This is a genomic window from Arthrobacter sp. 01T425, assembly GCF_056398725.1.
Genome location: NZ_JBFTPY010000003.1, coordinates 199,706 through 213,027 on the forward strand (window position 1 = coordinate 199,706; position 13,322 = coordinate 213,027).

Below are 13,322 nucleotides of genomic sequence, written 5' to 3' on the forward strand. Positions count from 1 at the left end.
CCGGTGTGCCGGGCGCCTAGCCTCCGTGGCCGACGACGGCGTCGAGCTCGCGGCCGTCGAAGCACGTCCGGGTTCCGGTGTGGCAGGCCGCGCCGACCTGGTCGACCCGCACCAGCAGCGCATCGCCGTCGCAGTCCATGGCCAGCGACTTGACCCATTGCACGTGCCCGGAGGTGTCTCCCTTGCGCCAGTACTCCTGGCGGGAGCGCGAAAAGAACGTCACGCGCCCGCTGGTCAGGGTGCGGTGCAGCGCTTCGTCGTCCATCCAGCCCAGCATCAGCACCTCGTGGGTGTCGAATTGCTGGATGATGGCGGCCACCAGGCCGGCGCTGTCGCGCTTGAGCGCGTCCGTCAGTCCGGCCGGGAGGGGGCTGCCGCTGACGGGACTGCGATCGACGGCGCTGCCGTTAATGGCGCTGCCGTTGGTGGGGCTGGGGGCGGAGGCGGGCTGCTCAGACATCAGATCAAGTCTAGTGCCTCCGGGCCGGTCGCCGGCCTGCGGACAGGTCCCGCCGCTTAATACTGGCGCGCCAATCGGCCCGGCGCCGCGGTCCGGCCCTGCATCATGCGGCCGGGCGCGGTCGCGGCGGCGATTCCTGTGCCCACGCACGGCCGTCTCGTGCTAGTTTCACAAGTGATGCATTTCGTCGAACCGTCCCGAGAAGTCCTGGCCGAAACCCTGCTGGCGGCCGGCCCTGATGCCGCCACGCTCTGCACAGGTTGGCTCACCCGCGATCTTGCCGCGCACCTGTACCTGCGCGAGCGGAAGATCGCCGTCGGACTGGGCCTGCTGATCAAGCGCCTGTCCAAGGCCTCGGACCAGGCGACGGCCGAACTGGCGGGCACCCTGAAGACCACCGAGGACTACGCCAAGCTGGTCAACGACTTCCGGGCCGGTCCCCCGGCGCTGTCCCCGCTGCGGATCAAGGCGCTGGACGAAAGCTCCAACCTGATCGAGTACTTTGTGCACACCGAGGACGTCCGCCGCGCCGTGGACCGCTGGGCCCCGCGCGCCCTGGACCAGGCCTACTCGGACGCGCTGTGGGATGAGCTCGTCAAGCGGGCAGCGATCCTGTACCGCGGCGTGGATCTGGGCATCGTGCTGGTGAGCCCCTCGGGTCCGCGGCATGTCGCCAAACGCGCCCCCGTGTCCGTGGCCATCGTCGGCGAACCGGGCGAGCTGCTCATGCACGCCCACGGCCGGACCCGCCACGCCCTCGTGACCTTCGAAGGCCAGCCGGACGCCGTCGCGCTCCTGCAGTCCGCCGAAGTCGGCCTCTAATCCCCACCCGCTCCCTAAAAAAATAAAGCAACGCGGGGTCACTTACGGCTCATAATCCCGTCCGGGATGGGCCGTAAGTGACCCCGCGTTGCTTTAAGCGGTGGGGACTAGCGGACTTCGAAGCCTGCGTCGCGGATCGCGGCCTTGACCTGCGCGATCATGTCCAGCGGGCCGAAGTGGAAGACCGAGGCCGCCAGGACGGCGTCGGCGCCCGCTGCCACTGCCGGCGGGAAGTGCTCCGGCTTGCCGGCGCCGCCGGAGGCGATGAGCGGGACCTTGACCCCCGCCCGCGCCAGCCGGATCAGTTCCAGATCGAAGCCGTCCTTGGTGCCGTCGGCGTCGATCGAGTTCAACAGGATTTCACCCACTCCGCGGTCGGCCGCTTCGCGCGCCCAGGCGATCGCGTCGATTCCGGTCCCCTGCCGTCCGCCGTGCGTAGTGACCTCGAAGCCTGACGGCGTAGGCTGCGAGCCCGGACGGGTCCGGCGCGCGTCGAGGGAGAGCACCAGGACCTGAGAACCAAAGTGCCGGGTGATCTCGTCGATCACGTCCGGCCGGGCCACGGCTGCGGTGTTGATCGCAGCCTTGTCCGCGCCGCAGCGCAGGAGCTTGTCCACCTCGGCCACGCCGCGGACGCCGCCGCCGACCGTCAGCGGGATGAAAACTTCCTCGGCGGTGCGGCGGACGACGTCGAACGTGGTCTCCCGGTTGCCGGAGGACGCCGTGACGTCAAGGAAGGTCAGCTCGTCGGCGCCGCTGTTGTCGTAGCGGTGCGCCAGTTCCACCGGGTCCCCGGCATCGCGGAGGCCCTCAAAGTTGATGCCCTTGACCACGCGGCCGGCATCGACGTCGAGGCACGGGATGACGCGCACGGCAACAGTCATGACTTCTCCTAGGTATTGACGGAGGTTTATTGACGGAGGGGAATTGCTGGTGGAACTCGGCGGGTGTGGCGCCTAGATGCGGCAGGCGTGGATGCTGCTGACCAGGATGGCGCGGGCGCCGAGGTCGTAGAGCTCGTCCATGATCCTGTTGGTTTCCCGCTTGGGCACCATCGAGCGGACGGCCACCCAGTCCGAATCGCGCAGCGGCGACACGGTGGGCGACTCCAGGCCGGGGGTGAGCCCGGCGGCCTGCTCGACGAGTTCCTTGCGGATGTCGTAGTCCATCAGCACGTACTGCCGGGCCACGAGGACGCCCTGGAGCCGGCGGATCAGGACCTCCGTGGCAGGGTTCTGCTCGCCCTTGCGGCCAATCAGCACGGACTCCGAATTCAGGATCGGCTCGCCGAAGATCTCCATGCCGGCGGCCTTGAGCGTGGTGCCGGTCTCGACGACGTCGGCAATCGCGTCGGCGACGCCGAGGCGGACGGAGGATTCCACGGCGCCGTCAAGGCGGACCACCTTGGCGTTGATGCCGCGCGCGGCCAGGTAGCCGCGCAGCAGTCCGTCGTAGCTCGTGGCCAGGCGCTTGCCCTCGAGCTCGGCGACCGTGGTGAAGTCGCCGACCGGGCCGGCGAAGCGGAAGGTGGAAGCGGCGAAGCCCAACGGCAGCAGCTCCTCAGCCTCGACCTCCGCGTCGAGCAGCAGGTCGCGGCCGGTGATGCCGACGTCGAGCGTTCCCTGGCCCACGTACACAGCAATGTCGCGCGGGCGGAGGAAGAAGAACTCAATGTCGTTGTCCGGGTCCACCATGACAAGCTCGCGGGTGTCGCGGCGCTGGCGGTAGCCTGCCTCGGCCAGCATGGCCGCGGCAGCTTCGGACAGGGATCCCTTGTTCGGGACGGCAACTCTAAGCATGGGAAAAGTCTCTCTTGGGTGTGGAAGTCTCTGTTGGGGCACATCGGCCACGCGGTGCACGGGCTCCGCCAGCGAAGTCATGGCGGTGTCCGGTGCGGGCGCGGCTACAGATGCTTGTAGACGTCTTCCAGGGTGAGTCCTTTGGCGAGCATCAGAACCTGCAGGTGGTAGAGCAGCTGGGAAATTTCCTCGGCGGCGGCCTCATCGGATTCATACTCCGCAGCCATCCAAACCTCGGCTGCTTCCTCCACGACCTTCTTGCCGATGCCGTGGACTCCGGAATCCAGTTCGGCGACGGTGCGGGAGCCCTCCGGGCGGACGGCTGCCTTTTCACTCAGTTCTGCGAACAGCGACTCGAAATTCTTCACGCCCCCAAGCCTACTTGCTCCCGGCGCGGGAACGCCCGCCGGGGCGTTGCATGACGGCGGAGATGTGAGGCACTGCATATCCAACACGGCCAGCGAGGCCGGCACACTCAGCCGGCGCGGGCGGCCAGGGAGGCGCCCGCACCGGCTTTGGCTGCAGCCTGGCGGCTCAGCCGAACTGCTTGAGGGTCACTGCCGTGGCCAGGGCGGCGGTAACGGCCTCGTGACCCTTGTCCTCGGTGGATCCCGGCAGGCCGGCCCGGTCAATCCCCTGCTGCTCGGTATCGCACGTCAGCACGCCGAAGCCCACGGGAACCCCGGTGCGGACGCTGACCTCGGTCAGGCCCAGGGTGGCCGCCTCGCAGACATATTCGAAGTGCGGAGTGCCGCCCCGGATGACGACGCCGAGCGCCACGACGGCGTCGAAGTGCGGTGCCAGCCGGGCGGCCGCGACCGGGAGCTCAAACGTGCCCGGCACGCGCAGGACGGTCGGCTCATTGATGCCGGCGTCCTTCGCGGCGCGCAGGGCGCCGTCGAGCAGTCCGTCCATGATCTGGGTATGCCAGCTCGCGGCCACAATGGCCAGCTTGAGCCGTGAGGTTTCTTCCGGCTTGAAGGTGCTGAGGTCGATCTGGGGGGCGCCGTGGCCGCTCATAGGGTATTCCTTGCTGTTGAGTCTGGTGGTCGTGTTGCTGCCCGGTCAGTCCTGGTCGTGCTCGAATCCGGACAGGCCGGCGGCCGGAGCCGGTTCACCGTCCAGGACCAGGCGGTGGTCCATCCGGTCCTTCTTCGTCTGCAGGTAGCGGATGTTCTGCTCCCGGGAGGGGACCTCCGTAGGGACCATCTCCACCACCTTGACGCCTGCCTGCGCGAGCCGGTCCTGCTTGTCCGGGTTGTTGCTCAGCAGCCGGATCTCGTGAAGCCCCATCTCCGCGAGGATCTGGGCCGCGGCCTTGTAGCAGCGCGCGTCGACCGGCAGCCCGAGCTGTTCGTTGGCCTCCACGGTGTCAAAACCGGCCTCCTGCAGGGCGTAGGCCTTCATCTTGTTCGCCAGGCCGATCCCCCGGCCCTCCTGGCCGCGCAGGTACAGCAGGGTGCCGCCGAGTTCGTTGATCAGCTCGAGCGCATAGGCCAGCTGCTCGCCGCAGTCGCAGCGGTAGGAGCCAAACACATCGCCGGTCAGGCACTCCGAATGGAGGCGGACCAGCGGTGGCTGGCCGTCAACCGGCGCCATTGGTGAACTGACGGCCAGGTGCTCCGCGCCGGTGGCGAGATCGGTCCAGGCCTGTGCCACGAAGTCGCCGAAGGCGGTGGGCAGCTGGACGATGGGTCCCGCGCTGACCGGATGCGGTTGACGGGCCATGGCCGTCTCTTCTCGGGTCTCCGAAGTCGTCACTGTTTCTCCTCCATCAGACAGGGTCCGCTGCGTGGCTGCCGTGCTGTTCCGCTTCAAGATACGCCACCAGATCCGCAATCGAAATCAGGGGGCAGCCATGCTCGATGGCGAAGCCGCGCAATCCGTCCAGCCGCATCATTTCTCCGTTGTCGTACACCAGCTCTGCTATCACGCCCACGGGCTCCAGGCCCGCGAGCCGGCACAGGTCCACCGCCGCTTCGGTGTGGCCGGGACGTTCCCGCACTCCCCCCTTAACGGCGCGGAGGGGAAAAACATGCCCGGGACGGGTCAAGGAATTTGGCCGGCTTTGCGGGTCGGCCAGGATCCGGGCCGTCAGGGCGCGGTCCGTGGCGGAAATTCCGGTGCTGACACCCACGGCGGCGTCGCAGGACACGGTGTAGGCGGTGCCCTTCGCGTCTTCGTTGATTGCCACCATTGGCGGCAGCGCCAGGGCGTCGGCCCTGTCGGCGTCGAGCGGTACGCAGATCACGCCGGAGCTGTAGCGGACTGTCCAGCCCATCAGCGCGGGGGTGGCGTGCTCGGCGGCGAAAATGATGTCGCCTTCGTTCTCGCGGTCCTCGTTGTCCACCACCAGGACGGGCCGCCCGGCTGCCATGGCGCTGATGGCGTCCTCGATCGGATCGAGGCCTGCACGCCCGGTGCCGGCAGCGGCGGTACGGAGCACCCCGGCCACATCATGGCCGGGCTGGTCCGTGACCCGGCTCATTTCGCGGCCCCGTCCGTGAGGGCGGCTTCTCCGGCGGAACCTTCGGCTGCCCTGTGCGCGGCGGGCGACGAACCGCCGGCAAAGGACAGCAGGCGTTCGGTGTACTTCGCCAGGACGTCGACTTCGAGGTTTACATGGCCGCCGGGTGTCTTCTGGCCCAGGCCGGTCTCGGCCAGGGTGGTCGGGATGAGCCCTACTTCAAACCAGGGCGCCGGATCGTTGGCCGGGCTGACTGCCGTGACGGTGAGGGAGACGCCGTCGACGGCGATGGATCCCTTTTCGGCGATGTACCGGGCCAGCCCGGCCGGCACCGCGAACCGCAGCCGGTCCCAGTTGCCAAGCCCCTCGCGCTCCACGAGCTGGCCGACGCCGTCGACGTGGCCCTGGACCACGTGGCCGTCCAACCGTCCCCCGGCGGGGACGCAGCGTTCCAGGTTGACGGGATCGCCCGCAGTGAGTTCTCCGATCGTGCTGCGGACCAAGGACTCGCCCATAACGTCAACGCTGAAGTCTCTGCCGTCGATCTGAGTGGCGGTGAGGCAGACGCCGTTGACCGCTATGGAACCGCCCAGGGCGAGACCGTCCGTGGTGCCGGGCGCGTGGAGCCGTACGGTGGCGCTGCTGTCCCCGTTGCGCTCAATGGAGAGCACCTTTCCCTGCTCGGCGATAATTCCGGTAAACATCAATTGCCTCCTGCGGCGGTGTCCGCGCCGGTGCGGTGCGGGGTGGTATCGGATGAAGTAGGGGTGGCGGCCGGGTCAGCCTCATCGGCCGGGGCGGCCGGGCGTAGATGGAGCCGGAGGTCGCGGCCGAGGACCTGGACGGCGCCGCCGGATGCCGGGTCCCATTCCCAGCGCTGGGCATCGGCCAGGGTGGTGATGCCGAGGTCGTCCAGGGCGGCGGTGCCGGAGCCGAGCAGTGTGGGCGCCAGGTAGACGATGAGTTCGTCGACCAGGCCGGCGGCCAGGAACGCGCTCAGGATCCGGGAGCCGCCCTCCACCATGAGGTGCCGGACGCCGTGTGCGAACAGCTGGTCCAGGGCCTCGCGCGGGTCGCGGGTGGCCAGGTGCAGGACGTTGCCGTCGGCTCCGTGGATGGCGGCGTCGTCGGGAATGCCCCGGTACCCCATCACTGCGCGGAGCGGCTGTTTGCCCTCTGCTTCGCCGTCGCCGTTCCGGGCGGTGAGCCGGGGGTTGTCGATCAGGACCGTCTGGGTGCCCACCAGGATGGCGTCTATCCGGCCGCGCAGGGCGTGGTTGTCGGCGAGCGATTCCGGGCTGGAGATCCACTGGCTGGTGCCGTCGCTGGCGGCGATGCGGCTGTCGAGGGTCTGGGCGATATGCAGGGTGACGAACGGCCGTTTGGCGGCGACGGCGTCGAACCAGCGCCGGTTCAGGACCAGCGCCGCCTCGGCGGCCAGCCCGGAGCGGACGCGGACGCCCGCGGCCCGGAGCGTCACGGCGCCGCCGGCGGCCGGGTCGTGGGGATCGTCGACGGCGTAGATGACGTCGGTGATGCCGGCGTCGATGATCGCCTGCGCGCAGGGCCCGGTGCGCCCACAGTGGTTGCAGGGCTCCAGCGTCACCACGATCGCCGCGCCGCGGAGGTCCCGGCCCGACGCCTTCGCCTGGCCGATGGCGTCAGCTTCGGCGTGGACAGTCCCGGCTCCGCGGTGGTAACCGGTGGCGAGGTGCGTCCCGTCGGCCCCGACGACGACGGCGCCGACGAGCGGGTTGGCGCCCCGCGGGCCCTGCGCCGCGGCGGCCAGGGCAGCCTGCATCGCAGCATTCTCGGCAGCGTTGAACGCGGCAGCGCCGGACGGGGCAGCGCCGAATCCGGCGCTCACGCCGGCGGTGTTGAGGGCACTCACTTGGCCACCACGGGGTCGGGGAAGGCGGTTTCGACCGTGACCGGCCGGTTCGCCAGCCTGGAGGCACGCCACCAGACAAAGAACCCGGCCAGGGTGAAGAAGCCGTAGAAGAGGTACATGACGGCGCTGGCGTAGTAGCCGGCGCTGAACAGCAGGGGCACACCGACGATGTCCACCGCCACCCAGATGAGCCAGAACTCCGTCCAGCCCCGTGCCATGCCGTAGGTCGCCAGCAGCGAGCCCATGAACGTCCACGCGTCGGCCCAGACCGGCGGGTAGGAGCCGAGGGAGTCGAAGACGGGGGTAAGCGCCATGGTGCCGGCCACGAGGCTGAGGGCCAGAATCACCCGGGTCTGGTTGCCGGCCCAGCGCGGCGCGACGGCAGTCCCGCCGCTGCCGGACTTCCTGCCCTGCTGCCAGCGGTACCAGCCGTAGAGGGCGACGCCGATGAACATGACCTGGCGTCCGGCCTGGCCCCACAGCGTGGCCGGCGTGGCGGAACCGAAGACGTTGCCCAGGAAGACCGTCAGGAGCAGCAAGTTGCCGGCGATGCCGACGGGCCATGCCCAGACCCGGCGGCGCATGCCGCCGACGGCGCTGGCGAGGCCAAAGATGTTGCCTAGCACTTCACGAAGAATCAGGACAGATCCGCCTACGGGGATCTGCGCTTCGAAGAGCCATCGCAAGGGGTCCATGTGTGTGTCGTTCCTTCCCTCAAGAACCGCGATGGCTCCGGGGGTATACGACAGCGCAATTATGCGGCGCCGTTGGGGCGCCGCAGTAACAGCTGTACGTGCTTCTCTCATCCAGACTTTAACTGTCGGTACCGGAATTTCACCGGTTCAACCGTCTGCCGGCTTCCTCCCGAGAGAGGGCGCTGGCGCGCGGGTCGCGGACTGTCACCGCCGGTTCGGACTTTCACCGACCCCGGAGCACGTATGTGTGTTGTTATTCTGACACAACTGCGGCCCTGCCCGGGCTATTCCCCGGATGCCGATGTTACGCCCGGCGTCATCTTTGCAGCAGTTCCCTGCCGGGACCGCGCGTGCCGGGACCGCGCGTCACCGGGACCCCGCCGCCCGGAGCCTTTCGACAGCCTCCGCCGGATCCGCGGCGCCGTAGACGGCCGACCCCGCAACAAAGACGTTCGCCCCCGCCTCTGCCGCGCGCACGATCGTCTCCTCGGTGATGCCGCCATCCACCTGCAGTGCCACCGCGACGCCGGAGCCGTCAATGGCAGCGCGGGCCCGCCGGATCTTGGGCAGCGTCAGGTCCAGGAAAGCCTGCCCGCCGAAGCCTGGCTCCACCGTCATGATCAACAGCAGGTCCAGTTCCGGGAGCATGTCCAGATAGGGCTCCACGGGAGTGCCCGGACGCAGCGCCATGCCGGCTTTGGACCCACGGGCGCGCAGTTCCCGCGCGAGTTTGATCGGCGCGATCGAGGCTTCGGCGTGGAACGTCACCGAGGCCACCCCGGCGTCGGCGAAGCCCGGCGCCCAGCGGTCCGCGTCGGCGATCATCAGGTGGGCGTCCAGCGGCACCGGGCTGACGGCCTGGATGCGCTGCACCACGGGCAGCCCAATGGTCAGGTTGGGCACGAAATGATTGTCCATGACGTCCACATGCACGGCATCGGCATTGCTGATACGGCGCAGTTCGGCCTCAAGGTTGACGAAGTCAGCCGAAAGGATGCTCGGGTTGATGCAGCACTGGGCCATGGATTTCCTTCTCGTTCGTACTTTGCTGGTTCGTTTTTGGTGGCAGTGCCCCAGTATCAGCGAAACTCAGGCCAACTTGCGAATCAGCGCCAGGAACATGGCGTCCGTCTGGTGCACGTGCGGCCAGAGCTGGGCGGTGAGCTCGTGCCCGGCCTCGAGGTGGCCCGTGAGGCTGACGCCGTCCAGCACGGCGCCTGCGTCGAGGAGCTCGAGGTCCTCGCGCTTGCGCAGGGCATCACTCACGACGGCGGTGGTCTCTGCCGGGTGCGGCGAACACGTCACGTACGCCACCACGCCGCCGGGCTTGACGGCGTCGATCGCGGAGTTGAGCAGCTGGCGCTGCAGCGGGCCAAGGTCCACGAGGTCCTTGGGCGTGCGCCGCCAGCGCGACTCCGGACGCCGGCGCAGGGCGCCCAGGCCGGTGCACGGGACATCCACCAGGACGCGGTCGAACGACTCCGGCTGCTCGGCGCCAATGTCGCGGCCGTCCCCGGTCCTGACCTCCCAAGCCTCCCGCGGGACCGCGGACAGGGCCTGCCGCACGAGTTTGGCACGGTGCGGGGCGGATTCGTTGGCCAGCAGGTGGGCGCCCCGCTGCCGGGCGAGGGCTCCGAGCAGGGCGGCTTTGCCGCCGGGACCGGCACAGAGATCCAGCCAGCGCTCCCCCGCGCCCCCGCCGTCCGTCCCCGCTTCGCCGCCAGAATTTGTGCCGGGGTCTGCGCTGTTGTTGCCGGGCCCGGCGCCGGGGGTTGTGCCGAGATCGACGGCGGCCATGGCGCGGGCCACGAGCTGCGAACCGACGTCCTGGACACGGGTGCTTCCGTCACGGACCGAGGCGAGGCGGCCGAGGTCCCCGCCGCTGGAAAGCGCGGATCCCTCGACGAGCTCGCCCGGGGTGGCCCCGCCTTCCAGGGCCTCGTCGAGGCTGCCGACGCCGGGCAGCGCCACAAGGTTCACCACGGGCGCGGCATTGTCGGCTTCGAGGAGCGCGTCAATCTCAGAAACCGCCCGGCCGTGGGCCACGAGCGACTGGCGGAGCGCGCGGACGATCCACTCCGGGTGGGCGTAGCGGATGGACGCGATCTTGGTGGCATCCGTCTCGGTGCTCAGCAGCAGGTCGAGCCACTCGTCGAGGGTGCGGGCGGAGACTTTGCGCAGGACGGCGTTGATCAGTGCCGAGGGCCCGGCCCCGATCACGGCGCGAGCCAGCCCCACCGTCTGGTCCAGGGCGGCGTGAGCGGGCACGCGCATGGCGAGCAGCTGGTGCACCCCGATCCGCAGGGCATCCAGGATCGCGGGATCCAGCTCCTCCAGCGGACGGTCCACGCACCGGGCCAGGATGGCGTCGTACGTGCCCTGGCCGCGGAGGGCGCCATAGCTGAGCTCGGTGGCGAAACCGGCGTCGCGCTTGTCCAGCCCGTGGTGCCGGATCCGGGCCGGGAGCACCAGGTTCGCGTAGGCGTCCTCGGCGGCCACCGCGCGGAGCACTTCAAAGGCAACCAGCCGGGCCGGATCGGCGCGGCGGGTCCGCTGGGACGGGGCGCTCTCGGTGAAGCCGCGCTGCGGGCCGCGGTTGCGTTCCCGGCCCTGGGCGTTCCGCCTGCTGCCGCCCCCGGCGCCCTGGCCACTGCCTCGGCTGTTGCCGTTGGTCCCGGAACCGCTCATTCGAATACCACGCTTTCAAGTGTTGCCTGCCCACGCGCCCAATCAGCGGCGGCCATCATTTTCTTGCCCGCGGGTTGCACCCGCGTCAATTCCACCGGGTGCGATCCCGTACCGACGAGAACCCGTTTCCCGTCCAATGCCAGCTGTCCGGGCCGAAGCGCCGCCGAGTCCGCTGCCGGCAGCACTGGCTCCAGTTTGATCCGCTGGCCCTCCAGCAGGGTCCAGGCGCCCGGCTCCGGCGTGACGCCGCGGGCACGGCGGCCGATCGCCAGGGCGGGCTGCTGCCAGTCGAGCCGGCCGTCTTCGAGACTGAGTTTCGGTGCCAGGCTGACGTCTCCCTGCTGCGGGAGCGCGACGGCCTTGCCGGCGTCGATGGCGGACAGCGTTTGGGCCAGCAGAATCGCGCCGCTGTGGGAGAGGCGTTCGAGCAGGGCCCCGGCGGTATCGGCGGGGTGCACGGTCTCGGTGAGGGTCCCGAAGACCGGACCGGTGTCCAGCCCCTCCTCCAGGCGGAAGGTGACGGCACCCGTGACGTCGTCGCCGGCGATGACGGCGCGCTGCACGGGAGCTGCGCCGCGCCAGGCCGGCAGCAGGGAGAAGTGCAGGTTCGCCCAGCCGTGGCGGGGGACAGCGAGAGCCGCAGGGGGAATCAGCCCGCCATAGGCCACGATCGCCGCGACGTCCGGTGCTGCGGCGGCAATGCGGGCGGTGACCCCGGCATCGACTTTGGCGGCGTGGATGATCTCAATGCCGAGCTCGGCGGCCCTGGCGGCCACGGGCGACGGCGTCAGGACGCGTTTGCGTCCCAGCGGTGCGTCCGGGCGGGTGAGGACAGCGACGACGTCGAACCCGGCGGCAACAAGGGCGTCGAGCGACGGCACGGCGACAGCGGGGGTCCCGGCGAAGAGAACCCTCACGGGGTGATTCCGAAGCTGGACCCGCCAAAGCTCGTCCCGACGCTCTTCGCGCGCTTGGTGGTTGTCTGTTCCGTGATGGCGTCGTAGTTGGCATTGCGGATGGCGCGCAGGGCGGCCTTTCGGTCTTCGCCCTCGAGCCGGTCGGTATAGAGAATGCCGTCCAGGTGGTCGGTCTCGTGCTGGAAGCAGCGCGCCAGCATGTCTTCGCCCTCCACGGTGACGGGGTTGCCGTGCAGGTCCACGCCGGTCACCCGGGTTTGGCGGTACCGGCGGACGGGGAAGCCCAGGCCCGGGATGGACAGGCATCCCTCGACCTGGTCCGGCTGGAAGTCCTCGCTGTTTTCCAGCACGGGGTTGACGATGTGACCCTCGACGCCGCCGATCCGGTAGGTGAAGACGCGCAGGCTCACACCGACCTGGGGCGCGGCCAGGCCGGCGCCCTCGACATCCTCCATGGTTTCGGTCATGTCGGCGACGAGCTTTGCCAGTTCAGGCCCGAATTCCGTCACGGGATCGGCGACTGTGCGCAGCACAGGGTCTCCGATGATGCGGATATTCAAAATGGCCATGTGCAGTCTGTCCTCACGGTGGGCGGCTAGGGGTCCAGTCCAGTTTAGTTGCAGCTGCCCGGCTTCTATTCGGCGCGTCTGGTCGGTGCTTCTTGTCGGTGCTTCTGGTCAGCGCTTCTGGTCAGCGCTTCACGGGCGGCGCCAGCGGGAGCAGTGCTGCTCCGGCGGTTGCCGTGTCGGCGGACATCTCCCACACGCGGCGCAGCGCACAGAATTTCCACCAGTGATGCTTCAGGACCTCGGGGTTGGCCCGCTGCGGACGGACCTCGGTCTCGCCGACCGCCACGGCCAGGAGGATCGGGGACTCGCCGTGCTGCCAGGCCTCCCACTCCCCCGCGACGGGATCCACGAGGCTTTCCTCCGCCTTCATGCCCGCCACGAGCTGCATGACCACCTTGTCATCAAGCGGTTTGACGGTGCCGTCCCGGCTGGTGCCCTTGGTCTTGTAGTCGATAAGACAGGTCCGGCCGTTGATCCGTGCGACGAGGTCCAGGGTGCCGGCATAGCCGACCGTCTTGTTCCACACCGTAATTTCCGGGGCGATGGGCTCAACCTGGAAGAGCTCCCACCATTCGTCGAAGCGTGCCGCGAAGGCTTCCTCGCCGTTGGCGGCCAGCGCCTCCCGTGTTTCCTTCATCTGGTGCGGCCGGCCGAGCGCACGCAGCGCAACCTGCTCGCAATAGTTGTGGACCCGGTCGCCGCGTTTGGCGGCATCGTCCCGGTACGACTCCGCCGCCTTGGCGGCCCGGCTGACCGCCTGCCGCAGTTTGGCCGGGCTCCCCAGGATGCCGGGGAGCTCGGGATCCTGGGCCAGACTGTTGGCGCCCATGTACCCGAACCAGCCGTCCAGGCCGTGTGGCTGCTGGCCGATCACCGTGGTGATGGAAGGGACAGAGAACTGAGCCGACGTGGAGCGGGCGTACATGCGGCCATGGTCCGTGGCGTGGGCGAGGAGTGGAGCGGTCATATGAAGACTCTTTCACGGGGGTCAGACAACGATGAAAAGCAAAATGG

The 13,322-nt window shown here is 69.1% G+C and carries 16 protein-coding genes and 1 riboswitch; of the genes, 1 reads left to right on the forward strand and 15 read right to left on the reverse strand.

Features of this window, described 5'->3' with window-relative positions:
• Positions 1-16 precede the first annotated feature (16 nt).
• Positions 17-460 (reverse strand): phosphoribosyl-AMP cyclohydrolase, encoded by a 444-nt coding sequence (gene hisI, locus AC1DNG_RS06175; RefSeq protein ID WP_476886927.1) that lies wholly within the window; start codon positions 458-460, stop codon positions 17-19.
• A 177-nt stretch (positions 461-637) separates the two neighbouring features.
• Between hisI and AC1DNG_RS06180 the strand changes: the two genes are divergently transcribed.
• Positions 638-1,282: a TIGR03085 family metal-binding protein gene (locus AC1DNG_RS06180; protein WP_028277041.1), complete on the forward strand. Its 645-nt coding sequence runs from the start codon at positions 638-640 to the stop codon at positions 1,280-1,282.
• 107 nt (positions 1,283-1,389) lie between these two features.
• Here AC1DNG_RS06180 and hisF read toward each other — a convergent pair whose 3' ends face one another.
• The 14 genes from hisF to AC1DNG_RS06250 form a co-directional block, all read right to left on the reverse strand.
• Positions 1,390-2,166 carry an imidazole glycerol phosphate synthase subunit HisF gene (gene hisF / locus AC1DNG_RS06185; protein ID WP_026536975.1) on the reverse strand — a complete coding sequence of 259 codons (777 nt, stop codon included), beginning with the start codon at positions 2,164-2,166 and terminating at the stop codon, positions 1,390-1,392.
• Between the two features lie 72 nt (positions 2,167-2,238).
• Positions 2,239-3,081, reverse strand: coding sequence for an ATP phosphoribosyltransferase (hisG, locus tag AC1DNG_RS06190; protein WP_028277039.1), 843 nt, complete (start codon positions 3,079-3,081; stop codon positions 2,239-2,241).
• A 104-nt stretch (positions 3,082-3,185) separates the two neighbouring features.
• Positions 3,186-3,449 (reverse strand): phosphoribosyl-ATP diphosphatase, encoded by a 264-nt coding sequence (locus tag AC1DNG_RS06195; RefSeq protein WP_018772463.1) that lies wholly within the window; start codon positions 3,447-3,449, stop codon positions 3,186-3,188.
• 166 nt (positions 3,450-3,615) lie between these two features.
• Entirely contained in the window at positions 3,616-4,101 is a 486-nt protein-coding gene (ribH, locus tag AC1DNG_RS06200) for a 6,7-dimethyl-8-ribityllumazine synthase (protein WP_018772462.1), read from the reverse strand.
• A gap of 45 nt (positions 4,102-4,146) precedes the next feature.
• Complete coding sequence (gene ribA, locus AC1DNG_RS06205; RefSeq protein WP_476886961.1) at positions 4,147-4,809, reverse strand: GTP cyclohydrolase II; 663 nt, start codon at positions 4,807-4,809, stop codon at positions 4,147-4,149.
• A 46-nt stretch (positions 4,810-4,855) separates the two neighbouring features.
• Complete coding sequence (gene ribB, locus AC1DNG_RS06210) at positions 4,856-5,569, reverse strand: 3,4-dihydroxy-2-butanone-4-phosphate synthase (protein WP_230008400.1); 714 nt, start codon at positions 5,567-5,569, stop codon at positions 4,856-4,858.
• Entirely contained in the window at positions 5,566-6,252 is a 687-nt protein-coding gene (locus AC1DNG_RS06215) for a riboflavin synthase (RefSeq protein WP_476886928.1), read from the reverse strand. The genes ribB and AC1DNG_RS06215 overlap by 4 nt, the downstream gene beginning before the upstream one ends.
• Complete coding sequence (gene ribD, locus AC1DNG_RS06220) at positions 6,252-7,349, reverse strand: bifunctional diaminohydroxyphosphoribosylaminopyrimidine deaminase/5-amino-6-(5-phosphoribosylamino)uracil reductase RibD (protein ID WP_476886962.1); 1,098 nt, start codon at positions 7,347-7,349, stop codon at positions 6,252-6,254. Before ribD ends, AC1DNG_RS06215 begins: the two co-directional genes overlap by 1 nt.
• A gap of 86 nt (positions 7,350-7,435) precedes the next feature.
• Complete coding sequence (pnuC, locus tag AC1DNG_RS06225; protein ID WP_476857167.1) at positions 7,436-8,134, reverse strand: nicotinamide riboside transporter PnuC; 699 nt, start codon at positions 8,132-8,134, stop codon at positions 7,436-7,438.
• 94 nt (positions 8,135-8,228) lie between these two features.
• Positions 8,229-8,379, reverse strand: a riboswitch (FMN riboswitch).
• A gap of 121 nt (positions 8,380-8,500) precedes the next feature.
• Complete coding sequence (gene rpe / locus AC1DNG_RS06230) at positions 8,501-9,157, reverse strand: ribulose-phosphate 3-epimerase (RefSeq protein WP_476857166.1); 657 nt, start codon at positions 9,155-9,157, stop codon at positions 8,501-8,503.
• 66 nt (positions 9,158-9,223) lie between these two features.
• Positions 9,224-10,822, reverse strand: coding sequence for an RsmB/NOP family class I SAM-dependent RNA methyltransferase (locus AC1DNG_RS06235; RefSeq protein WP_476860254.1), 1,599 nt, complete (start codon positions 10,820-10,822; stop codon positions 9,224-9,226).
• Positions 10,819-11,739, reverse strand: a complete 921-nt coding sequence (gene fmt / locus AC1DNG_RS06240) for a methionyl-tRNA formyltransferase (RefSeq protein WP_476886929.1) — start codon at positions 11,737-11,739, stop codon at positions 10,819-10,821. Before fmt ends, AC1DNG_RS06235 begins: the two co-directional genes overlap by 4 nt.
• Entirely contained in the window at positions 11,736-12,308 is a 573-nt protein-coding gene (gene def / locus AC1DNG_RS06245; RefSeq protein ID WP_230011447.1) for a peptide deformylase, read from the reverse strand. Before def ends, fmt begins: the two co-directional genes overlap by 4 nt.
• A gap of 121 nt (positions 12,309-12,429) precedes the next feature.
• Positions 12,430-13,275: a cytochrome gene (locus AC1DNG_RS06250; RefSeq protein WP_476851510.1), complete on the reverse strand. Its 846-nt coding sequence runs from the start codon at positions 13,273-13,275 to the stop codon at positions 12,430-12,432.
• Between the last annotated feature and the right edge of the window lie 47 nt (positions 13,276-13,322).